23 protein-coding genes and 1 pseudogene are annotated in these 22622 nt (G+C 56.2%); 8 read left to right on the top strand and 16 right to left on the bottom strand.

All coding sequences use genetic code 11. The features are described 5' to 3' along the window. Nucleotides 1-21 precede the first annotated feature (21 nt). Nucleotides 22-1353 carry a DUF58 domain-containing protein gene (locus LOY56_RS20350; RefSeq protein ID WP_258616814.1) on the bottom strand — a complete coding sequence of 444 codons (1332 nt, stop codon included), beginning with the start codon at nucleotides 1351-1353 and terminating at the stop codon, nucleotides 22-24. A gap of 187 nt (nucleotides 1354-1540) precedes the next feature. Then, nucleotides 1541-2542, bottom strand: coding sequence for a MoxR family ATPase (locus LOY56_RS20345; RefSeq protein WP_258616813.1), 1002 nt, complete (start codon nucleotides 2540-2542; stop codon nucleotides 1541-1543). Nucleotides 2543-2726: 184 nt separating this feature from the next. Here LOY56_RS20345 and LOY56_RS20340 point away from each other — a divergent pair, with 184 nt between their 5' ends. The 3 genes and pseudogenes from LOY56_RS20340 (at nucleotide 2727) to LOY56_RS20330 (ending at nucleotide 4977) form a co-directional block, all read left to right on the top strand. Next, nucleotides 2727-3536 (top strand): hypothetical protein, encoded by an 810-nt coding sequence (locus LOY56_RS20340; protein ID WP_258616812.1) that lies wholly within the window; start codon nucleotides 2727-2729, stop codon nucleotides 3534-3536. Nucleotides 3537-3797: 261 nt separating this feature from the next. Further along, a pseudogene (locus LOY56_RS20335) lies at nucleotides 3798-4398 on the top strand (metallophosphoesterase). Nucleotides 4399-4620: 222 nt separating this feature from the next. Beyond that, nucleotides 4621-4977, top strand: a complete 357-nt coding sequence (locus tag LOY56_RS20330) for a hypothetical protein (RefSeq protein ID WP_258616809.1) — start codon at nucleotides 4621-4623, stop codon at nucleotides 4975-4977. Between the two features lie 362 nt (nucleotides 4978-5339). On the opposite strand, the gene LOY56_RS20325 is transcribed toward LOY56_RS20330, so the two are convergent. Beyond that, nucleotides 5340-5639, bottom strand: coding sequence for a hypothetical protein (locus LOY56_RS20325; RefSeq protein WP_258616808.1), 300 nt, complete (start codon nucleotides 5637-5639; stop codon nucleotides 5340-5342). A 456-nt stretch (nucleotides 5640-6095) separates the two neighbouring features. Here LOY56_RS20325 and LOY56_RS20320 point away from each other — a divergent pair, with 456 nt between their 5' ends. Next, nucleotides 6096-6722, top strand: a complete 627-nt coding sequence (locus LOY56_RS20320) for a transcriptional regulator (protein WP_258616807.1) — start codon at nucleotides 6096-6098, stop codon at nucleotides 6720-6722. 111 nt (nucleotides 6723-6833) lie between these two features. Here the strand turns inward: LOY56_RS20320 and LOY56_RS20315 are convergent, their stop codons facing one another. The 5 genes from LOY56_RS20315 to LOY56_RS20295 form a co-directional block, all read right to left on the bottom strand. After that, nucleotides 6834-7217 (bottom strand): RidA family protein, encoded by a 384-nt coding sequence (locus LOY56_RS20315; RefSeq protein ID WP_258616805.1) that lies wholly within the window; start codon nucleotides 7215-7217, stop codon nucleotides 6834-6836. A 63-nt stretch (nucleotides 7218-7280) separates the two neighbouring features. Beyond that, a complete protein-coding gene (locus LOY56_RS20310) occupies nucleotides 7281-8426 on the bottom strand; it encodes an asparaginase (protein WP_258616804.1) in 1146 nt (381 codons plus the stop codon). Nucleotides 8427-8456: 30 nt separating this feature from the next. Further along, nucleotides 8457-9713 carry a dicarboxylate/amino acid:cation symporter gene (locus tag LOY56_RS20305; RefSeq protein ID WP_258616803.1) on the bottom strand — a complete coding sequence of 419 codons (1257 nt, stop codon included), beginning with the start codon at nucleotides 9711-9713 and terminating at the stop codon, nucleotides 8457-8459. A gap of 164 nt (nucleotides 9714-9877) precedes the next feature. Then, the gene (locus LOY56_RS20300) at nucleotides 9878-10906 is read right to left on the bottom strand and encodes a threo-3-hydroxy-L-aspartate ammonia-lyase (RefSeq protein ID WP_258616802.1); all 1029 of its coding nucleotides are present in this window, start codon (nucleotides 10904-10906) and stop codon (nucleotides 9878-9880) included. Next, nucleotides 10869-11840 carry an ornithine cyclodeaminase family protein gene (locus LOY56_RS20295; RefSeq protein ID WP_258616800.1) on the bottom strand — a complete coding sequence of 324 codons (972 nt, stop codon included), beginning with the start codon at nucleotides 11838-11840 and terminating at the stop codon, nucleotides 10869-10871. The genes LOY56_RS20300 and LOY56_RS20295 overlap by 38 nt, the downstream gene beginning before the upstream one ends. Before the next feature lie 283 nt (nucleotides 11841-12123). Here LOY56_RS20295 and LOY56_RS20290 point away from each other — a divergent pair, with 283 nt between their 5' ends. The 3 genes from LOY56_RS20290 (at nucleotide 12124) to LOY56_RS20280 (ending at nucleotide 13930) form a co-directional block, all read left to right on the top strand. Further along, the gene (locus LOY56_RS20290) at nucleotides 12124-12606 is read left to right on the top strand and encodes a YbaK/EbsC family protein (protein ID WP_258616799.1); all 483 of its coding nucleotides are present in this window, start codon (nucleotides 12124-12126) and stop codon (nucleotides 12604-12606) included. A gap of 3 nt (nucleotides 12607-12609) precedes the next feature. Next, entirely contained in the window at nucleotides 12610-13257 is a 648-nt protein-coding gene (locus tag LOY56_RS20285; RefSeq protein ID WP_258616798.1) for an HAD family phosphatase, read from the top strand. A 175-nt stretch (nucleotides 13258-13432) separates the two neighbouring features. Beyond that, entirely contained in the window at nucleotides 13433-13930 is a 498-nt protein-coding gene (locus LOY56_RS20280; RefSeq protein WP_258616797.1) for a 3'-5' exoribonuclease domain-containing protein, read from the top strand. 484 nt (nucleotides 13931-14414) lie between these two features. On the opposite strand, the gene LOY56_RS20275 is transcribed toward LOY56_RS20280, so the two are convergent. From LOY56_RS20275 to LOY56_RS20245, 7 genes are all read right to left on the bottom strand, one after another. Further along, a complete protein-coding gene (locus LOY56_RS20275) occupies nucleotides 14415-14843 on the bottom strand; it encodes a TetR family transcriptional regulator (protein WP_258616796.1) in 429 nt (142 codons plus the stop codon). A gap of 55 nt (nucleotides 14844-14898) precedes the next feature. Further along, complete coding sequence (locus LOY56_RS20270; RefSeq protein ID WP_258616794.1) at nucleotides 14899-15342, bottom strand: hypothetical protein; 444 nt, start codon at nucleotides 15340-15342, stop codon at nucleotides 14899-14901. Next, a complete protein-coding gene (locus LOY56_RS20265; RefSeq protein WP_258616793.1) occupies nucleotides 15339-15569 on the bottom strand; it encodes a hypothetical protein in 231 nt (76 codons plus the stop codon). The genes LOY56_RS20270 and LOY56_RS20265 overlap by 4 nt, the downstream gene beginning before the upstream one ends. Before the next feature lie 445 nt (nucleotides 15570-16014). Then, nucleotides 16015-17178 carry a DUF4350 domain-containing protein gene (locus LOY56_RS20260; protein WP_258616792.1) on the bottom strand — a complete coding sequence of 388 codons (1164 nt, stop codon included), beginning with the start codon at nucleotides 17176-17178 and terminating at the stop codon, nucleotides 16015-16017. Next, the gene (locus LOY56_RS20255; protein WP_258616791.1) at nucleotides 17175-18716 is read right to left on the bottom strand and encodes a DUF4129 domain-containing protein; all 1542 of its coding nucleotides are present in this window, start codon (nucleotides 18714-18716) and stop codon (nucleotides 17175-17177) included. Before LOY56_RS20255 ends, LOY56_RS20260 begins: the two co-directional genes overlap by 4 nt. Then, complete coding sequence (locus tag LOY56_RS20250) at nucleotides 18703-19680, bottom strand: stage II sporulation protein M (protein ID WP_258616790.1); 978 nt, start codon at nucleotides 19678-19680, stop codon at nucleotides 18703-18705. The genes LOY56_RS20255 and LOY56_RS20250 overlap by 14 nt, the downstream gene beginning before the upstream one ends. Beyond that, nucleotides 19677-20402: an RDD family protein gene (locus tag LOY56_RS20245; protein WP_258616789.1), complete on the bottom strand. Its 726-nt coding sequence runs from the start codon at nucleotides 20400-20402 to the stop codon at nucleotides 19677-19679. Before LOY56_RS20245 ends, LOY56_RS20250 begins: the two co-directional genes overlap by 4 nt. A 183-nt stretch (nucleotides 20403-20585) precedes the next feature. Here LOY56_RS20245 and sbcB point away from each other — a divergent pair, with 183 nt between their 5' ends. Next, nucleotides 20586-22016, top strand: coding sequence for an exodeoxyribonuclease I (gene sbcB / locus LOY56_RS20240; protein WP_258616786.1), 1431 nt, complete (start codon nucleotides 20586-20588; stop codon nucleotides 22014-22016). Between the two features lie 98 nt (nucleotides 22017-22114). Here sbcB and mvaT read toward each other — a convergent pair whose 3' ends face one another. Further along, a complete protein-coding gene (gene mvaT, locus LOY56_RS20235; RefSeq protein ID WP_007933316.1) occupies nucleotides 22115-22492 on the bottom strand; it encodes a histone-like nucleoid-structuring protein MvaT in 378 nt (125 codons plus the stop codon). Between the last annotated feature and the right edge of the window lie 130 nt (nucleotides 22493-22622).

The raw sequence follows: 22622 nt of genomic DNA, 5'->3' as shown, positions 1-22622 counted from the left end.
TCGAGGTCGGGAGTGTCAGCACTAAAGCTCCCCGGCTTTCTTCCAACCCAAATACCGCGTCACCAACTCGGCCCCCAATTCTGAGGGCCGAGCATCCACCACCGGCACTCCATGAGCACTCAACCGCTCATGGAGCTGCGTCCGGGCGTTCAAATAATCCACCGTCCCGCAATAAGCCAGCGCCTCCGGCAAGGTTTGCACCGGCGCGTGCCGCAGATTGTCGAGCAAGTCTTCGCGCAGACTCGCCACCAGCACCCGATGTTGTTTGCTCAGGCGTTTGACGGCGGTCAGCAATTCTTCATCGTCTTCATCGCGCAGGTTGGTGACCAGCACCACCAGTGCCCGGCGTTTCTGTCGGGCCAGCAACTGAGTAGCCGCCGCTTGATAATCGGCGGGGCGTTGGGTGCTGTCGAGGTCGTAGACGCTGTTGAGCAATACGTTCAGTTGGCCCGTGCCTTTGACCGGCGCGAGGTAGCGCGGCTGATGGCTAGCGAAGGTGCTCAGCCCCACGGCATCGCCCTGACGCAGGGCCGCGTAACTGAGCAACAGACAGGCATTGAGCGCATGGTCGAAGTGCGACAACTCATCATCCTGGCTACGCATGCGCCGCCCGCAATCAAGCATGAAGATGATCTGTTGATCGCGTTCATCCTCATACTCACGGGCAATCGGTGTGCGTTGGCGTGCCGTGGCTTTCCAGTCGATCTGGCGCAGGCTGTCGCCTTCTCTGAATTCGCGTAGTTGATGAAACTCAAGACCCAATCCGCGCCGTTGACGTTGGCGTACACCGAGCTGGCTGAGCCAGTTATCCACCGCCAGCAGTTGGCCGCCGTAGAGGCGGGCGAAGTCGGGGTAGACGCGGGTGTTGTCGACTACGTTCAGTAGACGTTTGCCTGACCATAGGCCCATTGGGCTTGGCAGGCTGATTTCGCAGTGTTCGAAGGTGAAGTGGCCGCGCTTGAGTGGGCGCAGGCGATAGCCGATCTGGCTGTGTTGGCCGGGTTGCAGTTCGACCGACAGGGGAAGGAGTTCGAAGTCCAGGCCGTGCGGCACATGGTCGAAGATGTGTACGTTAAGCGGTTGCGCAAAATCGTGCTCGATCTCCAGTCGCACTTCGCCCCATCGACCGAGCGCCAGGCTGCCGGGCATTTGCCGTTGCACGCGGGGCGAGGGCAGGTTTTTGAGGCGGATGGCGTCGAGTATTGCAAGGGCCAGCAGCGCTAACAGTAATCCCCAGTTGATCGCCAAAAGGCCCGATGGAACTGCGATGTCCAGTGCCCGCAATGCGCCGAACACGATGCCGATGGCCAGCAGTACTGCGAGCCAGATCAGCAGCAGGCGCGTGGGTTTCATCGGCGCATACCTTTTGTGGCAAAAGAGCTTTTTGTGGCGAGGGAGCTTGCTCCCGCTCGACTGCGCAGCAGTCGTAAAACAGGTGGGTGTGGTTTGCCTGACATTGCGCGTCGCCTGGTTTTGGGGCTGCTTCGCAACCCAGCGGGAGCAAGCTCCCTCGCCACAGGGTTGGTCTGGATGACGGTGTTCACAACCGCGGCGCCGGTACTTGATCGAGCAGTTGCTTGAGCACCTGATCGACTTCCAGCCCTTCGATGTCCAGCTCCGGGGCAATTCGCACACGGTGACGCAGAACGGCCAGCGCGCAGCCTTTGATGTCATCGGGAATTACAAATTCGCCGCCGCGCAACAAGGCCCGGGCGCGGGCGCAGCGCACCAATGCGATGGAGGCGCGTGGCCCGGCGCCCAGGGTCAACCCTGGCCAGGTTCGGGTGGTGCGGGCCAGGCGCACGGCGTAATCGAGTACCTGATCGTCCATTGGCAGATCACTGGCAATGCGCTGCAAGGCCAGCACGTCCTTGGCTTGCAACACGGTGCGCAACGGTTGCACATCAAGCATGTCGGCCCGGGTCGAGCGGCTGACCTGGCGCACCATGTTCAATTCCTGATCGGCGTCGGGGTAGTCCATGCGAACCTTGAGCATGAAGCGGTCGAGCTCGGCTTCCGGCAACGGGTAAGTGCCTTCCTGTTCGATGGGGTTTTGCGTGGCGAGCACCATGAACGGTTGCGCGATGGGCAGGGCGCGGCCTTCGAGGGTGACTTGGCGTTCCTGCATGGCTTCGAGCAGCGCCGCCTGGGTTTTCGCCGGGGCGCGGTTGATCTCGTCGGCCAGCAGCAGATTGGTAAACAGCGGGCCTTTACGCAGCTTGAATTGCTCGGTTTGCAAGTCGTACACCGCGTGCCCGGTGACGTCGCTGGGCATCAGGTCCGGGGTGAACTGGATGCGCGCGAATTCGCCGCCGAAGCAGCGAGCGAGGGCGCGCACCAACAAGGTCTTGCCTAACCCCGGCACGCCTTCGAGCAACACATGGCCACCGGCGATCAGGGCGGTGAGCACATCGTCGATCACGCGGTTCTGGCCGATCACGGCTTTCTGCAATTCCGTCCTGACCGCTTGGGCCAACTGGCTGGCGCGCTGGCGCTGCTGGGCGGTGTGGGTCTGTATGCCGGGCTCGATCTGTTCACTCATAAGTTCCGGAGCCTTATTAACTGTTGCAATAGATTTATCTTCCATAAATCAGTCACTTACCTAATTTAACCTTTTTGAGGTTTTGGACGGGACAGGAGCTCGGTCGTGATCTGGTGTTCTGCGCGTGTGAGCTTACATAGCAGATGGTAGTCTCGACCTACCTCTATCGTTGAAGTCAAAAGCTATGGACGCTGGATTTGTAGATCTCGACATATTGCTCACTCGCATTCGACATCCCCAGTCGAAGGTATACTTTCTGGACGCCGTGAAGGCCTACAAGGCTGGCGCATTGCGGGGTGCACTGACCTCCGCCTGGGTCGCGTTGGTGTATGACCTGATTGCCAAGTACCGAAAGCTGAGCGCCTTGGGCGATACCGCCGCAGCCACGTTCCTTCAGGCTTGGGACAACGCAACCAACTCCGGCGACATTAGTGAGCTGCTTCTGCTGGAACGAACGATTCTGGATCACGCCACGGGCAATACCCAAGTTGTAAACCAGATCGCCCGAAAGCACTTGGAACGCCTTCGAGAGGATCGGAATCTTTGTGCCCATCCAGCCTTCTCCGCCGAAGCCGATCTATTTGAACCGTCCGCCGAACTCGTGCGGCTACACCTCGTCAACACGGTCGACCTTGTGCTGGCCCAAGAGCCTTTGCAGGGCAAAGCGATTTCAGATCTTTATGATATCGATGTTCAGTCGCCGGGGTTCCCAACGAACCATGAACGCATCCTCGATTATGTCGAGCAGCGTTACCTTGCGCGAGTCCGCTCTCAGAACGTGCGCAATTTTGCTACGGTACTCGCTAAATCGCTTCTCAAGGGAGTTCCCGCACAATGGGAGCCCCTTCATCACAAGATCATCTCGTCACTTGTCGCAGTGCGGGATCGGGCGCCCGAATGCTGGCCGGATATCTCGCAGGTAATTGCAAACCTTTTGGACAGCGGAGCCGGCCAGCCGTCCACGCGCCGTGGCATTTATCGCGGCGTTCCCTGATTTCTGGCAGCGACTTCAGTAACCGACCCGCACTGTGTTGCAGGAGACCGTTAATAATGCTCCCGGCGAGACGATACATGACTACCGTATCCTGGCCGGGGTAGCGCTTCCGCAATTTCGGGATGCCTTGACGGGTCTGATCGGCGGTCTCACTCACCAGCAACTCGTCGATGCGATAGCCTCTCGGCCTGTCGTTGAGTTATGGCCCAGGGCAATTGAAATATATTCGAGATCCGGTAATTGGCGGGGATCAGAAGAAAGATTCAGGGCGCTCATTACCCCTTTCGCAGGGCATTTAAATGGTTCGATCCCGCCCCAAGCGATGCGGACGTAGTCATCCTCGCCGGTGCCATCGATCTGAAATCGCGTGGAGTGAAGTGGGCGAACGAAGTGTTCCAGTGTCCTGTGATCTACGTATGCGGCAATCATGAGTACTACGGTGGTCACCTCGAACAGACGCTGCGTAAGATGAAGGAGGCGGCAGTACCGCACATGCACGTGCTGGAAAATGAAGTGCTGATTTTGGATCGCACGCGTTTTCTGGTGACTACGGGGTGGACAGATTACAGCTCGACTGGAGATGTCGAGGCAGCAACCCGCACTGCGTGGAAGTGGATGAGCGATTTCCGTGTCATCAGAACTGACGTGAGTTATCGACGCTTACGGCCTGCTGACCTGATTGCCAAATCAAGGACTGCCTACAGCTGGTTGGCTCAGGCGTTCGGTACACCCTTCGACGGTCTACGGACACACCCACGTAGCAGCAAGCTTCACCAAATGTGGGTGCCGCCTGGTTTCAAATTCGCGTGGATACCCAGGCCAAGACACCGGTTTTGATCCTGGTTTATTGATCGAGCTTTGATGCCAGTGATTGGTCAATGCGAAAGCTTGTGCGATTGGCCTCGCTCGACGAGATGGAGGATTTTTGATGGTGACGTTGGAAGAAATCGCGCAACTCTTTTATGGCGCGGGGGAAGAGGTTTCTGGTTGGGAGGGGCTAGCTTAAGGGCTGCTTTTTCGATGTCGGCTGGGTAAGCGATGTTCGACGGAAAATATTCTGAAGTCGTTTTGGAGCTTGGATTGGATGCCGGAAATCATTGAGCTGGAATTTCATAGTAAGGATTTGAGTGACTTTCAACTGAGTCGCTTGGTGCGAGCAAGCCTTCGCAAATACACGGTGCCGATCAAAGCTTTCATTAGCGACGCACTGATCGCAGATGACACATGCCTGGGCGTTTCCTTCGACCATTCTGAGCGTGACGATGCGTACCACAGGGCGGATGGTTCTATTCTTCGCACAGGTAAAATTCAGTCAGCGAGGAAAGAGGGGCTGTTTTGGCCGCTCGAATCTCAAGACGGTAATTACGTCATCGCTAGCTTCAAGCGAGACCTCGATAGAACTAGCTTTCTCAAGCTTCTCCAGTCCGCCGATAGTTTCTAATCGACGATATGAAAACCATCATTTGATCACGTGATAGGGCCTGGCACATGGCAGATGAACGATGGTTAGTTTCTCGGGCAATAACCCGGTTCGACGAGTTGCTCGACCAAGTGATCACGGCTCGAAAACCGATTTTCGTTGAGGGAGAACGCAGGACTGCGGTGCTCATTTCAATGGAAGAGTGGGAGTCGATTCAGGACAAGCTCATTTCTCGAGCTCCGTCAGACCTCTAGAAGTCGCTCGCTATGGCCTCTTAGGGTTTCAATTAGCAGCGCTCCGAATTGGCCATGCGGAGCGCTTCAAACCGACTTTATCCTGCGGTGCACATCAGCCGCTGGACGTTCTCAAAAGTCGCGCCTGGCTCAGTAACCGTACTCGCTCAGTAATTTCTTCAAAAAATCGCGCCGCCTTTGAACGATGCTCAAAATGAGATAGTCACGCTCGGTATCCCTTGTTGAAAGGTGCCCGGCATCTACCAAACCATGGATGTAGCCTTCAGCTTTTCCCCTCGCCTCCAGCAGCGCTTCGATGGAAGTACTTTTGTAAATGTCTCCAGCGATGAGCTGCCACCGCTTTTTCTGCCGGTGCCCAACGGGATCGTCGGAAAATTTCGGTGCGTTGATCAGGGTGTTGAAATCGGCACGTGCATCAAGTGTGTTCAAAGCGGATTCTCAGAACAGTGATGTTTGAGCCGAGGCTATATCATGCGCACACTTAATCGCTTGGTGCTGGTGGATTCACTGCTAGCAATTTCCTGATTGATGTATTACGCAAAGGGTAGGCGCTTACGCGAAGAAGCGATTGCTTTAGTGCTGGGGGATTTTCACAGAATTGCATGTCGGTTTTGCATTAGGCGTGACCAGCCATCTGCCTCGAGTTTGTTCACAATGCTAGAGGTCTGACCGGCAACGATCGACTGTGGATTCAATCAGTGGTCAGATGCAGCGCAATAACTGGTAGGTCGAATGCAAACCGATGCCTAAGTGGAACGCCATGCGCGACTGCCAACAGCCCATCCAAAAGTGTTCAGGATCCAACCCTCGTACTCCCTAAATTACCCAAATGGGCCTTAGCTGAATTTATTGACGGTATTTCCAGTTATTGGATATCTTGTCCAGATGAAAAAAACCACTGCCGAACAACGAGCATTGCTCGATCAAATGGAACAGGTCGCGAAGGGGCTCAGCGAAACCTTCAGCCCCTTTTGCGAAGTCGTCCTGCATGATCTGCGTGACCCTGAGCACGCAATTCTTGCGATCCACAACAATCTGTCTGGTCGTCAGCCCGGAGACCCTGCCACCGAGCTCGGGTTGGCCCGTATCGCTGACCCCGACTACCCACAGGTCATTGCGAACTATCCAAACCGGTTCAGTGATGGTCGCCAGGTAAAAAGCACTTCCATCGGGATCAAGGACTCCAATGGAAAGTACATCGCCGCGTTATGCATGAACGTCGATCTTTCCCTATTTCGGGGTCTGCAAGGGATGCTTGACCAGTTCAGTGCTTTCGGGGGAGAGCGTCCGGATGAGACGCTTGAGGTTGCAGGAGCGGACGTTATTCGCGGACGTATCGATCAATTCGCCGCGCGGCTTGCTACGACTCCCCGAGCCATGAAGGCACCAGACCGCCGCGCCCTTCTCGTGGAACTGAAAGAAACCGGTCTGTTGGATGTGCGCCGAGCGATGGAAATCGTCGCGGCCTATCTGGGCGTATCACGCGCCACCGTTTACAACGACGCCAAGTAACCGATACCCCATCAGTCATGGAAGGAGTGCCGGTTGGGCGCCTTCCATGGATACCCTGGTTAGCCGAACCGTTCTTAGCACAAGCCATTCACAATGGTAACGTCAACCGTCTCAGGCAGTCTTCACCTGAGCAATAGCTTCGATTTCGACCAGATATCCATGGTGAAGCTCGGGCACCGGCACAACGGCGCGCGCAGGCCGATGAACTCCCAACGCAGCGCTGTAGATGCGGTCGAACTCGGGCCAGTGCTTGACCCCTGCCACATAGACGGTGACCTTCACCAGGTCATCAATGGAACAGCCAGCAGTTTTTAGAATGGCAATAAGATTGCCCAACGCCACAGTCGCTTGCTCGGAGAAGCTGGCCTGAAGATTATGAGTGCCATCCGGGCTAACGGGTAGCTGCCCCGAGATGTGAAGGGTATCGCCATGGATGATCCCTTGAGCGTAATGCCCTGCCGGGCGTGGAGCATTTTCGGTGGCTACGATTTTCATTATTTGGCCCGATGTCAGATAAGGCGTTGCCGCGAACAGGCGCGGCAACGTGACTTTGCGGTTTTACCGCACGTTTGAAAAAGCTTCCTGAGCCTTCTGGGGTTCGCTTACTCCATTCACGAGGAGAAGCTGGGTTAGCACTCTCGCCTTCTGCGGATTCAAATCCACCGCAGCGACAAAACCGCTCTGGTCATCGTTGAATTCGATGTTGCGATTCACGTAGCCCTGAGCAACCCGAGTCGAGCGAACGACGAGGACTCCCTTGGCGGCGGCTTTTTTCAGCGCGGCTAGAGCGGCTTTTGATGCATTGCCGTCGCCCACGCCGGCCAGGACAATCCCCTTCGCCCCATCTTCGACGGCGTGATCGATTTGCCGAGCATCCATATTTGCATGGCAGTAGATCACCTCGACGCGTGGCAGCTTTCCATCAGCAGGAAGCGCTAACGCTGCCCCGCGATGAGTTGGGACGGCTTGGACGAATCGTACATGCCCAGGATCGACGAAACCGATAGACCCCAGGTTAGGGGACTGCATCGCTTGCACATTGGTACTGTGCATTTTGGTGACCCCCCGAGCGCTTTCGATTTGCTCGTTCATGACCACCATCACGCCTCGTCCACTTGCTTCGGGATCGATAGCGACTTTCACGGCCTGATAAATGTTTGCCGGGCCATCTGCTCCCAGTCCGGTCGAGGGACGCATTGACCCCACCATCACCACAGGCTTATTGATGTCCAGAACGAGGTCGAGGAAGAACGCTGTTTCCTCCATCGTGTCCGTCCCATGGGTAATGACAACCGCATCGACGTTACCTTCATCGAGTTCGTGTTGCGCTCGCTTGGCAAGTTTCATCCAGATGTCGTCGGTCATGTCTTGAGAGCCAACCTTGGCTACCTGATCGCTGCTCAGCTGTGCAAGGCTGGACAAACCAGGCACTGCATCGATCAGTTGTTGGGCACTCACTGCGCCGGAGTTGTAAGCGCCCACGCCCCGGCTGTCAGCGGAGCCCGCAATGGTGCCTCCCGTTGCCAGTAGCAACACGCGGGGACGGGCCGAGGATTGGGACACTGTCTCCATAGATTTCTCCTGCGCGGATAATGTGGAAGCGCACATCGTCATACTGATAAAAAGAGTTAACGCACGGGCCAAGCGAAACTTACCGCTGACCTCATTCAACATAGATTCACCGTCAATCACTGGCTTGTTCATTGGCACTTCCTGCAGAGTTTGGTCAGGGTTTCAAACGGCTTGGGGACTGGCCGCGCGCTCGCCAACTGGCTCTTCGCTTCCCTTTCCGATTACGGCAGTAGCCACCCCGCAGCCAAAAACATTCGTAGCGGTGCGGCCCATATCCAGGATGGGGTCGATAGCCAGAATGAGCAGCAGTCCGGACTCCGGGAGTCCGATCATGGGAAGTCCCGCAGCCAACACCACGAGCGAGCCGCGTGCGACACCTGCAGTGCCCTTACTGATGACCAGCAGCGTGAGCAGAATCATGACCTGATGGGTGAAGGTCATTTCTATGTTGTAGGCTTGGGCGATGAACATGACGATGAATGCCTGATACATCATCGAACCATCCAGGTTGAACGAATAGCCCAATGGCAGGACGAAACTGTTGATACGCTTGTTGGAGCCGAAGTTGTCCAGCGCCGCAATGGTTTTTGGGTAGGCGGCTTCGCTACTGGCAGTGGAGAAAGCGACCAGCACCGGTTCCCGTAGGTTGGTCAAAAGCGCCTTGAGCCGTTTGCCGAATGCCAGGTAACCCGCTCCGGCGATGAGCAGCCAGAGGATCGCCAGCCCCAGGAAATATTGCGCAACCAGCTTGCCGAAGCTCACGACCATCTCCAAGCCGTGCACAGTGATGGTCGATGCGATGGCGGCGAAAACAGCGAACGGTGCGACGACCATTACATAATCAGTGATGCGGAACATCACCTTGGACAACTCTTCGAGAATGTCCACGATGCCTGACTTTCCACTGCCTTTGACGAACGCCAACGCGGCGCCGAAAAATAGAGAGAAGACCACGATTTGAAGCACTTCGTTGCTGCCCATGGCTTCAACGATGCTGCGAGGAAATACATGGGACAGGAAAATGGGCAGGCTGAATGTGGCCGTGTTCAGCCCCGTGCTGCCGGTGGCCTGGCCGACAACGAGATTCAAACCCGCGCCTGGTTGGAAGAAGTTGGCGAGAACTAAGCCGATGGTCAGCGAGATCAGCGATGCGATCAGAAACCACGCCATTGCCTTGAAGCCAACACGGCCAATCGAACCACTGTCGGCCATGCTCGCCACACCGGTCACCAGTGTCGCGAAAACCAGCGGAGCGATGACCATCTTGATCAGTCGCAAGAAGACATCCGTAATCAGATTTAAATTGGTAGAAACGCTTTTTGCCGCCTCCCCATCGAGATGGGAGTGCAATAGACCGCCCAGCAAGACGCCGAGAACCATCGCGATTACGATTGCACGAACCAAGTATCTATTTCTCATACGCACCTCTTTTTTATATGGCCTCAGGACAACCCAAAGGCGCTCTTATAGGCAGCAGCAAAAAATGTAGGCAAAGCTCACCCGCCAAACGTTCTTGCGAACGAATGGTGGGCACTGGTTTCCTATCTATTGTTTGAAACAGTTGCCTCTACGGGCAGCGCGAATTATTCAGTGGTCAGAAATCTGGCGTAGCGCTCGATGTCGACATTGCCACCCGTAATGATGATGCCGACCTTCTTGCCCTGAAGCTGATCTTTCATCTTTCGAACGGCTGCCAGGCCTAGACATCCGGTGGGCTCGACCATGATCTTCATGCGCTCGGCAAAGAACTTCATGGCCGCGATCAGCTCCTGGTCGGAGACGGTGACGATATCGTTAACGCCATTGAGAATGATCGGAAAGGTGTAGTGCCCCAAGTGCTGGGTTTGAGCGCCGTCGGCAATGGTGTCAGGTGTGTCGATATGGACGATCTCACCCTTGCGGAATGATTCCTGACCATCGTTTCCTGCTTCCGGCTCGACGCCATAGATCAGGCACTCCGGCGCCAACGCTCGTGTGGATAGGGTTGTCCCGGACAACATACCCCCACCCCCGAGACCGACGAAAAGCACATCCAGCGGGCCGGTACTTTCTAATAGCTCTTTCGCCGCAGTACCTTGGCCTGAAAGCACATCTGGGTGGTCATATGAAGGGATCAACGTCATCCCATGCTCGGCTGCCAGTGCACGGCCAATCGCCTCGCGATCTTCGGTATAGCGATCATAGAAAATGATCGTGGCGCCATAACCTTTGGTCGCAGCCACTTTGGCGGCGGGGGCATCGTTGGGCATTACTATCGTCGCGGGCATCTTCAGCAAGGCGGCAGCCAAAGCAATGCCTTGAGCATGATTACCGGAAGAAAACGCTACCACGCCAGCTTTACGTTGTTGCTCGTCGAATTTCGCCAGTGAGTTGAATGCACCACGGAATTTGAACGAACCGGTGCGTTGTAGGTTTTCGCACTTGAAGAAGATCTGCGCCCCAATTTCTTCATCGATGGTGCGGGACGTCAACACGGGGGTTTTGTGAGCAAAGCCTTCAAGGCGGTTAGCGGCAGCTACGACTTCATTGAAGGTTGGCAAGATTACTGGATCCACGGCAATTTCCTCTAGCAAGTTACCAAGGCCACGAAATGTCGTGCCCAATGCTTTCATTCTTGGCCTGCTTAAACAGCAAGCGGGCGACGGTCAGGTCTTGCAGCGCCAAACCAGTCATATCGAATACCGAGATGTCTTGTGCCTCACGGGTAAAGACTTGGCGACCGGTCAACAAATCGCCGATTTCGATCACCGGCACCTCGGGAGCCCACTGCGTCTCGCCAATCTGGGTCGCCTGGTTGATGTCGTCGACCACCACCCTAGCCTTGGCGATCAAGCCTTCTGGAAGCTCCCGCTTGCCGCGAGTGTCGGCGCCTACGCAGTTGAGGTGAGTGCCAGGTGCGACCGCTTCAAGATCGAAAAGCGCACCAGCACCCGGAGTCGCAGTGATCACGATGTCGCTTCGGCTCACCGCATCGTTGGCTTCCATGCTATGACGAATCAAGCAGCGGCCATCGAACATGGATTCAAAGCGCTGATCTGGCTTGCGGTCATAAGTCAGGTATTCAATTTCCTTGATACCCGGCATAACCCGCAGAGCGTAGTCGAGCTGGATCGAAGCTTGAACGCCGGAACCGAATACACAGACACGCGAGCTGTCCTTTCTTGCCAGCAATTCAAGACCAAGGGCGCCGGCTGCGCCGGTGCGTAAGGTGGTAACAGTGTTGCCATCGATAACGCACAGCGGCCTTCCCGTTGCCGGATCAATGAGCATGATCGTGGCTTGGTGAGGCTCGCCACCGGCTCCCCGGTTCGAAGGCCAGAAACCTGCCGCCTTGAATCCCAGAACACCCTCGCTGCTGATACCGCCCGACTTGATTCCAAAAATACCACCAGTTTCCAAAGCCTCGCGAACGACCGGGAATACCTGCCCCTTGCCCGCGCTATGGAGGAAGAAGGCTTCCCTTACGGCGAAGAGGATCTGTTCGGGATTGATCAAGGCGTCGACGTGGTCGCGGTCGAGCAGCTTCAGCGTGGCAGTGTTGGGCATCTGCGGTTTTTCCAGAAATTAGGATTTTATACAGATTATCCATAATTAGACATTATGTAAATATTTGCCGATGGAATGTCTCTTTGTCAGCTATCAGGGAATCGAAAAAAGCAGGTGCGATGCTGTATTTATTCGTTGTAAATCAATGGATAAAAACCAAAATCCACAATCATGAGCGCATCTGATGTGATGGATATTTTATCTATAAATTGACAAATAATCTTTTTTGTTTCTAATCTCGCGCCCGATGTTCGCCCCATAATCTGCCGCTAGAGGTTTCACCATGACGCCCCATCAAGCACTGATCGATCTCCTGGATCGTCATCAATGCCGCTATCGGCTCGTCCAGCATGCTTGCGCCGGCAAATCTGTCGAGGTCGCGATTGCACGAGGAACTGAGGTAGGCCAAGGTGCGAAAGCTCTTGTCTGCAGTGGTACTGACGAACTCGGCAAGGCCATTCATGCGCTGGCTGTGCTACCCGCAGATCGCCGGCTTAATTTAGGGTCGTTAGCGATGGCACTAGGTGTTCGCAAGATGCGCCTAGCGGATAAATCACTAGCCACTGATCTGACAGGTTGTGAGGTAGGTATGATCCCGCCGTTCTCGTTTCACAAAGACCTGGTTGTTGTACTGGATCCAGATCTGACCGATCGTTTCGATGAGATTGCGTTCAATGCCGCCTCCTTTGAAACATCCGCGATCCTGAACTCCGAGGATTACCTACGCGTGGCCTCGCCACTTTTGCACAAGATCCAAGCAGATTGACCCATGCTTTTATTTGACTGTGATGGCACCGTGGTAGATAGCGAGACACTTGCATATAAAGCGTTTCGATCCGTTTCCTTGGCCATGCTTGGCTTAAGCATCACTCAGGAAATGTGGAGCCAACATTTTCTAGGGCACAGTCGAAATACTTGCCTGGAGGTGCTCTCCCACTGGTGCAAAGGGCTGCCCGAGGACTTTGCAGTCACACTGGCTCGTACGCTTCGCACCAGCCTCGAAAATGAGCTTGTTGAGGTAGCTGGGATAAGGGCCGCGTTGGAGGCCATATCAATTCCAAAGGCTATTGTGTCGAACGCCAGCCTCGCCCACGTCGGCTTCGTGCTCACCAAGACTGAGTTGAGCCACCATTTCCACCATGTTTGCTCCTCCGGTAGTCAGGGTTTAGCTCCAAAACCTGCGCCTGACATTTACCTACATGCCATCTCAACCCTTGGCGTACAGGGAACTCAATGCATTGTCGTGGAGGATTCTCTGCCGGGTGTTGTTGCTGCCAAGGCGGCGGGACTGAAGACAATAGCCTTTGCGTCTCAAGTGACCGCTGCAGAGCTCGAAAATGTTGGAGCTGACTTTGTAATTTCCAGCATGGTGGAACTACCCTGTCTCATCCAAAGATGGACGAACTCCGCAGTTTGATTACTCAGCACGTTACAGCGATTACTTATCCACGCTAGGAAATGTGAGCGGCACCGAAGCAAGGGTCGCATCCCTTGGCTAGGTTACTGATAGCCACGGTACGTTCATCCAAATAGCAGGACGAACATTGCTCCAATGACAGACCACGCTAACAGGAGATGAGGAGGACAGGTCGTTGAAGTTATTCCTAGATTGCGAATTTACCCAGCTCAATCAGGACTCGAAGCTGATATCCCTAGCGCTGGTATCAGAGTCAGGCGAAGAGTTTTACGCTGAGTTGACGGATACCTATTCGGTCGAAGACTGCAGTGATTTCGTCATCCAGAACGTTTTACCGCGGCTTGACCCTCTGCAATACGGTCAGTCGCTTGTCGAAGCTCGAGCCTCGCTTCGAAGGTTTCTAGGCTGCTTCGACGAGGAGCTTGAGGTGTGTTCAGATGCGCCACATTGGGATTGGGAGTTTTTCCGTGATCTCGCTTGTGCGGATCATCAACGCTGGCCAGTCCGGGTTGTGAATCAACCGACCAACCTAACAAGTCTTTTCAATCAGGTGAACGCGGAAGCTCTTGAACAAGTAGAGCTGTCTGATCTGCCACACCATGCGTTGCTAGATGCACGAATGCTTGCAGAGCTTTTCAATATCTTGGCCTCCCGGCTTGTTTTGTCGTCATAGAGGCGCATCTCCGTTCGACATCCTGCAGATGGCCTGGTGGCGTGGCGAGTGTGCCACCGAGCCGGATAATACCGGGAGATGGTGAGCCAAGGCTCCATGACGGGTTGATCAGCTTTGGACTGTGTACTGCGAGTGAGTTTTAACCTCTACAGACAAGGTCGAGGAGCTGCCGACAAAAATTATTCAGAATTATGGCTCAGCAATAATTATTGCTTAGTCATAATTTTTTGCTCCGGCTATGGGCATCAGAAAATTGGATTTGGCCCTCCGCTCGATGTCGAACTGACAACAGGGACGAAATGATTTGTTGATTGAATGATGCCCCTGGGAGGAGGAACCGTGCTCAGCTACTTGTTCATAGGCGCCAACGATGTGGAGGCATCTGCACGACTCTATGACGCCATCCTTTCGCCGCTAGGCTAATCGTCTAGTGAAGTCAGCTCACGACTTTCGTCAAATTGCGGGAGCTCACGCGTCATGAGGCCTACCCGCGCGGCTGGGATGAAACCAGTTCAACTACGCTCCGGTCTTTCAGCTTGGCCTTGAGCACACGGTTCTCCTCCAGCAGCACCTCATATATGGATGCAATGCTGGCGAGCTTGGCTCTGAGCTCCTCTATCTCTTGACGGTAGCCTGCAGACTTTTGGCGCTCGGCGATAAGATCTTGATGTTTGACATCCAGCATGGCTCGGCTGGACCGACCCTGCTTCTCTCGTATTGTCTCTGCGATTGCCGGATAGTGATTGTGGGTCAGCGCGGTCGACACGCCGGCCTCTCGGGTGACGGCAGCGATGGTCACTTTGGCTTCCTTGGTATGAGCGCGTCCGTTCTCGATCCGGGAGATGGCCAGCCTGAGATCCTTTTCTCGATCCACGGCAGGCTTGTAGTTGGTTGATTTGCCCTTGCTCTTCATGCTGTCAGAGCCTCCGGAGGCATGCCCAGCTGTACCAATACGTCTCGGCAGCGATTCAGGTCGCGCTCAACGCGTTGACGACCTCCGTCTTACAGTGCAGCAACTCTTTAAGTTCATCGTAGAGGCGCTGATAGATAGGTACATGGACGTTTCCGATCACTGAGTGGTTGCTGCAGCCACTGCAGCGGGATCGCTCAAGGGTGTTGCCGACGCAGCCGTCATTGTCTGCTGTGCACCAAGCGTGGCCGTTGCTGCGGATAGCTGTGCTCTCAGAAATGGACTTCAGCATCGACGCGTGATCCTTGAAGATCAGCAGGTTTTCTGGCTTCCGCTGCCATCCCTTGATGGCGCGCTCGTAGCCCCCGGCCAAGGACTCATAGTCCATCCAGTTGTCGACGACGCCGAGCTTGATATCTTCCAGCTCTCCCTGGATTTCCATATACAGCTCAAGATCCAGGTGCTGTCCCCAGCTTGCATCCATGGCATAGCCCAGGGTCATGTCCAGCGAACAGTGAGCGAAATGTTCCTTGAGGTAGCGCAGGTCACCAAGGCTTTGCCACCACTGGCATCGAAGTGCTCAAGGAAACTCGTCTCACGTTTTACGGTGCGCTCTTCATGGCCGAACGGCAGGCGCGTCACCCAGCCTTTCTTTAGGGCGAATTCGTAGAACTTGCAGATGTACATCAGTCGCTGGCGAGTAGTGTTGCGTGCCAGTTCGCATGTCACCAAGCAGTAGTCCCGGTAGGCAGCGACAAGGCTTTTGGCCTCACCACGATCTACGTCCCGCCAATCAAGCTCATGGGCTTGCAGGAAGCTGAAGTAGTCGTACAGCGCTCGCCCAGCGCTCGCCCAGCGCTCGCCCAGTGCTAGGCCAGGATTGCTTGGAGCCGATGTCCCCACGAAGGAGGTAGTAGCGGAAGAACTGATTGGCTTGGCTGCAGCTCTCCATAGAGTCCCACGGCAGAATCGGAAACCCTTGGTAAGGTTGTCCGGCGATTACGAATTCCTTGGTGCCCCACGCAAGCTCCACCTTTCACCCTGTCGTCGACCAATCACCCTGTGCCCTGTCTGCCTAGATTGCATGAAGGCTTCTGCTGCGGCCCACAACTCCCCGTCAGATACATCTATGGTTTTTAATGTCACATCAATCCAACGTCTGCAACGCTCCAGATCATAAGGTGTTCCTCAAGGTTTGCAGGTGGGCGACCTGACGGCTGAATTCAGCGCTGGACAGCCGCTGCTTCGGTCGCGGGCTCATGGCCTGGCGGATGGCGCGTGTAGGTTGGCCAGTCAGGCGTGCGAGCACCAGCCATTGTTCGGCAACGCCGAGTTGTTCAAAACCGGGATGACGGTGACGGATACGACGCAGGATGTCTTGTTGCAAGGCTTGCAACAGGCTGTGCTGACCGTTGTGGCGGAGCATGAAATCGGCGCTGGCACGCAGGTGTTCCTGAAGCTGGCGGCGAGCTCTCGTGGCCGGCGCCAGCAACGGGCCGTTCCGCACGCCAACATGCCAGGATCCGAAAGCGATCAAGGCGATCAGGGCCACCAGGGCTTGTGGAAAGTAGCGCCATAGTAATGTCAGCAAGCTGTCGTGATCGGTATTGAACAGCAGGGTCACGTCTGTGTCGGCCGTCAGGTACCACAGCAGCCAGGCGTTGTCGTACTGGTCGATGGCCGGGGTTTTCCAGAGGTTGGCGTCGGTGACCACGGTGATTGAACCCTGCCCGTGACTCAGCTGCATCATGTGCGTGGCCTTGCCGCTGTTGGCCCAGGCCTGGGCGAGGTTTTTCGGGTCGTCGAGGTGGAACGCGGTATCGAAGGTGACGTAGGCCGGCGCCTCTTCGTTTTCCAGGTAGAGCTTGGTCAGTTGGGGGTAGGAGTCGTCGTTTAGATCGGGCGGCGGTTCCTTGAGGTCTTTGCTCAGGGATTGGTGCAGTTGCACTCGGTCGAGCAGCAGGTCATTGCTCTGACCAGTCTTTTCATCCCACAGGGCTTCGGCGACGAATAAAAGACGTCCACCGGCGCGGGTCCAGTTCAACACCTGACTCACCTGTCGTGGGGACATATTCGACCGATCGCCGAGCAACAACAAACTGCGCTGATGCGGCTCGAGCGTCGGCAAGATGTTGAGGCTGTTGGCATGGCTGACGCTCAGGCCCTGTTGTCGCAGAAAATGCTCGGCCGCCAGGTAGGGATTGGCCTGGGCTTCAGGGGCAGGGCCATGATCGATTTCTGCCTGATAGGGTATGGCCTTGAAATACAGGTAAACACTCAGCACACACACTAGCAGTGCGATGAACGCACCGACCGAAAGCCATAAACGCCGGTTCAACGGACCGCTCCCGGGCCAAATAACGCGCGCCAGCCATCACAGAGTTCCTGTTGCAAATGCGCGGGGGGCAATCGATGCCCATACGCCATGTTCTGCCAATGGCCGGTGAGGTTTTTACTGAAGGCCAGCAGGGCAGGTTGTTGCAATTGTTCAACGCGCTGAAGAACTTCGCCTTCGGTGTCGGCGGGTTTGAGCGCCAGGTTGAAATCGTGCAGCAAGTGGCTGAGCAAGGCGCGATAGAGCAACCCGAGGGCTTCACGGGGATTGGTCTGCCAGAGGCTTTCGGCGCTGGCTGCGATGTCGACGGGCAGGGTTTCGCGGTTGAGGTCCAAACCGAAAGCCTGTTGCGGTAACGGCCGCGCGACTATGCGATTTAACGTGGGTCGGCGGCTGACGAAGGCTTGCAGCCAATCGCGGTAACGCCAGATTAATAGCCCAATGGCGCCGATCATCGTGCCCCACAGCAACACTTCGATCAGGCTGGCCAATACACCAAAGCGTTGGCTGTCCAGCAAGCCGAATAACGCTTTCAACCAGGCAGGCGTTTGAGACTCGTGCGCAGTGTCGGAGGTAGGTTTGTCTTCGCCAAAACGATAGCGGGTCACCGTTTCCTTGTTCTTGAACGGTGGTTGTTCGAGGAGGGCCTTGATGCTGTCCCGGGATGCCTGACTGGTCAGCGGCTGATCCAACAAACGCGGTGAGTCTGGTGAGATAACCGGTTCGGCCCAGACGTTTTGCCCGGTCGGCACCAGCAGGATCGCGGCCAGCAGCAGCGTGACGATCGCGCTGCTCAAGCGCTGACGCAATCGGCGAAAGACCAGCTCGATATCCCAGGCTTCAAGCCTCGTGCGCCGGTTCAGATAAAGGCTGAAACCGCAGGCCACATAGATCGGTTCCCAGGCCACCAGCACCAGGGCGTAAAAGGCGTTGGTCAGGTGTTCCAGCCAGCGCCAGTCTTGTGTGGCGGCGGCAATCAAGGTCTGCCAGCCCCAGTCGAGTTCGATCTGTTGCGGCAAGAACATATAGAACAGCACCATCAAGCCGATCCACAGCGCGGTTTCCAGATGCACGCCGATGATGGTCAGCCACTGCGCGGCACCGGCGTTACGCTGTTGCAGTACGCGCAAACGTTGTTGGCGTGCTTCGCCCCCCAAGCCTTCGAGTTGCACCACCGGCATCAGAAAACTGCGGCTCAGGCTCAGGCGGCGCCAGGTCAGGCTGGCCAGCAGTTGCGGTTTGAGCAGGCGCGGCCATTGGCGCAGGGCCTGTTTCAGCGTGGGCGTTTCGCCGAACATGGCTTTGGACAGAATATAAAGTGGCAGCCTGTCGAACGCCGGTTTGAGCCACCAGAACAGGAACACGACCAGGGAGGGCGAATCCCACAGCAGTAAGGTGAGCAGGGCGAAGACCGGCAAGGTCACGATGGCCCAATTGGTCATCAACAGTCGTCGATGGCGCTGACTCAGCAGCACTCCCAGGTCCATGGCTTCCCAGGTCGTGCGCGGGCGGATCACCACACTGGCATCACTCAGGCGCATGGCGAGTCCGTCCGGCGAACAGCAGATAAGTCGCCATCGAGCACCAGAGCGCCGCGCCAACCAGGTATTTGGTCAGTGGCGTGAACCCGGTCCGCGACGACCAGTAGGCTTCGACAAACGCCGCAATCAGCAGAAACAGCATGACCCCGCAAATCAGCAACACGCTCTTGCGCGCAGCCAGTCGCAAGGCCTCGGCGCGCGGCAAGCGTCCCGGTGCGATCAAGGCCCAGCCCAATTGCAGGCCAGCGGCACCGGCCAGGGCAATGGCGCTCAGTTCGAAGGCGCCATGGCCAATCACGAACGACCAGAAGGTTTGCCCGTAGCCGATGTGCGTCAGGTGCCCGGCCACCGCACCGATCATCAACCCGTTGAAGAACAGGAAAAACGCGCTGCCCAGGCCAAACAGCAAACCGCTGGCGAAGGTCTGAAAGGCGATGCCGATGTTGTGCATGATGTAGTAACCGAACATCACCCAGTCTTCGCTGGCCGCCCGCTCGGCCGAACGTCCCAGGTGGCCGGCGACGGGGTCGTACATGCTTTGCATCTCACTGACCTGCTCGGCCGGGATCAGGTTGTAGATCAGGTCCGGGAACAAATACACCAGCAAGGCGAAGCCGATCAGGCTGGCAAAAAACATCAGGCTGGCGGCAAGCACGAAACGCCACTGCTCGCGTACCAATCGCGGGAAATCGGCGAGGATGAAACTCAGCGCGTTGGCCCCCAGTCGACTGCGATGCCGATAAAGCTGTTGATGCCCGCGCAAGACCTGTTGCTGCAATGAATCGATCAAGAAACTGCTGTAACCGCGCTCCTGAGCCAAGGCCAGGTGTTGGCAGAGCCGTCGATAATCGCTGGGGAAACTGGCGACTCCTGAGGCGTCCTTGCCCCGTTCCAGCCGTTCCAGCATGAGTGCAAATTGCTCCCATTCGGCACTGTAGCGACTTTCGAACAGGCTTTGCTTCATGTCGGGCCCAACAAGCCACGGGCGATGCCGTTGAGTTCGGCCACGGCCTGTGGCTTCGATACCTGCAACGGTTGCGCGAGTATCGAGGCGAGCTCATTGGCCCGTGCCGCGGAGAGTTCGCCCTGGCGTTCGGCAAACCCGAGGATGGCGCGTTGTTCGATCAGCGTCAGCGTAAACGCCGCGCGCCGTGGTGGGACATCAGGCAGCTGGGGACGGGTGAGTGGTCGTTCGCGGTAGATCACCAGCGTGCCGGCGGCCAGGTCGCCGAGGCGTTTGAAGGTGGGATGTTGCAGGCAACTGATCGCGCCGAGGAAGTAGCCGAACGGCAACATGTCGACAAATCGCAGCAGGTTGCGCAGCAGTGAAGCAGACCAGCCGATCGGCGTGCCGTCGTCCTGCACCACGCGCAACCCCATCCATTGCTTGCCTGGCGAGCGGCCCTGATTGAGCACCTCGAACAGCACCATGTACCACCAGCTCACCACGAACAGCAGAATCGAGCCAAGCCCCGCACCGGGTTTTCCGAGAAACGCCAATACAATAAACAGCAGGCCCAGGATCAACCCGCGCAGGCCCAGGTCGATGGCGAACGCCAGCGCACGAACCATCAACCCGGCCGGGCGCAGCGGCAAGTCGATGCCTTCCGGCGTTTCGACGTGATACCGCGTGTCCAATGGCGGGGCCAGCGGCGCTTTCCCTGGCAGTGCTGTGGTCTCGAGCATGGGCAACCCTGATGTGGCCTGGTCCGGATTCGATGTCCGCCCGATGCTAGCAGCCTCTTGGGGGAAAACGACATAACTATGTATTGCACAGTGCGTGGCCGGAAATGATTGAATGACAAGATTTCTGGTCGGGGCGGTGTGTGTGCGCCTAGACTTCGCCGCTCTTCAGTTCAGGAACAGCCCGTGACCTCGATCTTCTGGTACGACTATGAAACCACTGGCATCAACCCCCGTTGCGACCGTCCGCTGCAAGTGGCGGGGATTCGTACCGACTTCGATCTCAATGAAATAGACGAACCGGTCAACCTTTATTGCCAGCCCAGTGACGACATCCTGCCGCATCCGGCGGCTTGCGCGATCACTGGTATTACGCCCGCGCGTCTGGCCGAGCAAGGGTTGAGCGAAGCCGATTTCATGACCCGGGTTCATGCCCAGCTCGCGGCGCCCGGCACCTGCGGGGCGGGGTACAACACGCTGCGTTTTGACGACGAGATGACCCGTTACAGCCTGTATCGAAATTTTTTCGACCCTTATGCACGGGAGTGGCAGGGCGGTAACAGCCGCTGGGATTTGATCGATGTGGTGCGCGCGGCTTATGCCTTGCGTCCCGATGGGCTTGTCTGGCCCAGGGATGACGAAGGGCGAGTCACGCTCAAACTCGAACGTCTGACCGCCGCCAATGGCATCGATCACGGGCATGCGCACGAGGCGCTGTCGGATGTTCGCGCCACCATCGCCCTGGCGCGTCTGATTCGGGAAAAACAGCCGAAGTTGTATGACTGGCTATTTCAGTTGCGCGGTAAACAAAAGGTTATGGATCAAATTCGGCTGTTGCAGCCGATGGTGCATGTTTCCGGGCGCTTTTCGGCGGCTCGCAACTATGTGGGTGTGGTGCTGCCGTTGGCCTGGCATCCACGTAATCGCAACGCGCTGATTGTCTGTGACCTGCACCTGGACCCTCAGGGGTTGCTCGATCTGGATGCCGAAACCTTGCGTCAGCGGCTTTATACCCGCCGCAATGACTTGGCCGAAGGTGAACTGCCGGTGCCGCTCAAGCTCATACACATCAACAAGTGCCCGGTAGTGGCGCCGTTATCGGTACTTCGTCCTGACGATCAGCAACGTTTGGGGCTGGATATGGCGCTTTATCAGGAGCGGGCGCTGCGGCTAAGTGACGCACAACAAGTTTGGCGAGATAAAGTGTCAGACATTTATGCCCGCGACGATTTTTCTCCGAGCCTGGACCCCGAGCAACAGTTATATGACGGTTTTATCGGTGATCGGGACCGACGTCTATGCGAGCAAGTCCGAACCGCCGACCCCGCGCAATTAGCACAAGAGCAGTGGCCTTTCGATGATGAGCGCTTGCCTGAATTATTATTTCGTTATCGCGCACGCAACTTTCCCGATACGTTGAGCCTGGAAGAGCAAGAACGCTGGCGAATATTCTGTCAGAAACGTTTGTGTGCACCCGAGTGGGGGGCACCCAATACGCTGGGAAGTTTTCTGACAGACGCTGCTCAATTGATGACTAGTGCTACATCGTTTCAGCAAGAGGTTCTGGATCAATGGCAGAATCATGTCCAGGTATTACGCAAACGGTTGAGCCTTTAAAAATGAAAACAATCTGTGCTTGAATTCAAGGCATAAAAAAACGCCAGCATTGGCTGGCGTTCTTTTGGTCGCGAATCAGACTGCGACAGGCGTGCGGCTTAGCCCAGCAGGGTAGCCCAGCCTTCAACCACATCACCGCCCCACTTGGCTTTCCACTCTTTCAGCGTCTTGTGGTTGCCACCTTTGGTTTCGATGACTTCGCCGTTGTGCGGGTTTTTGTATTGTTTAACTTTGCGAGCACGCTTGGTGCCGGTAGTTTTTACTGCGCCGCCGCGTGGTGCCTTGGTTTTGGACTCTGGATCCAATAACGCGATGATGTCACGCAGGGATTTGGAGTATTCGCCCATCAGGGTGCGCAGTTTGCCTTCGAATTCCAGCTCGGTTTGCAGTTTGTCGTCTTGGGACAGGTTCTTCAAACGGGCTTGCAGCTCTTTGATAGCTTCTTCGGTGGCGCGGTATTCGTTGATCAAGGACATGAGGACTACCTTATGTAGGGCACTGGATGCAGGGTGACAGTGCGACAATAATAGTCAGGGTGTTTCATCAAGTAAACATTTAACCGGAGTTTTATTTAAATTAGTTGCGCGAGAGGACACATATTGGAGT

It is taken from the genome of Pseudomonas sp. B21-048 (assembly GCF_024748615.1).
GTDB lineage: Bacteria > Pseudomonadota > Gammaproteobacteria > Pseudomonadales > Pseudomonadaceae > Aquipseudomonas.
Note: the sequence above shows the minus strand (reverse complement) of the source record. Positions and strands in the feature narration are given on the sequence as shown.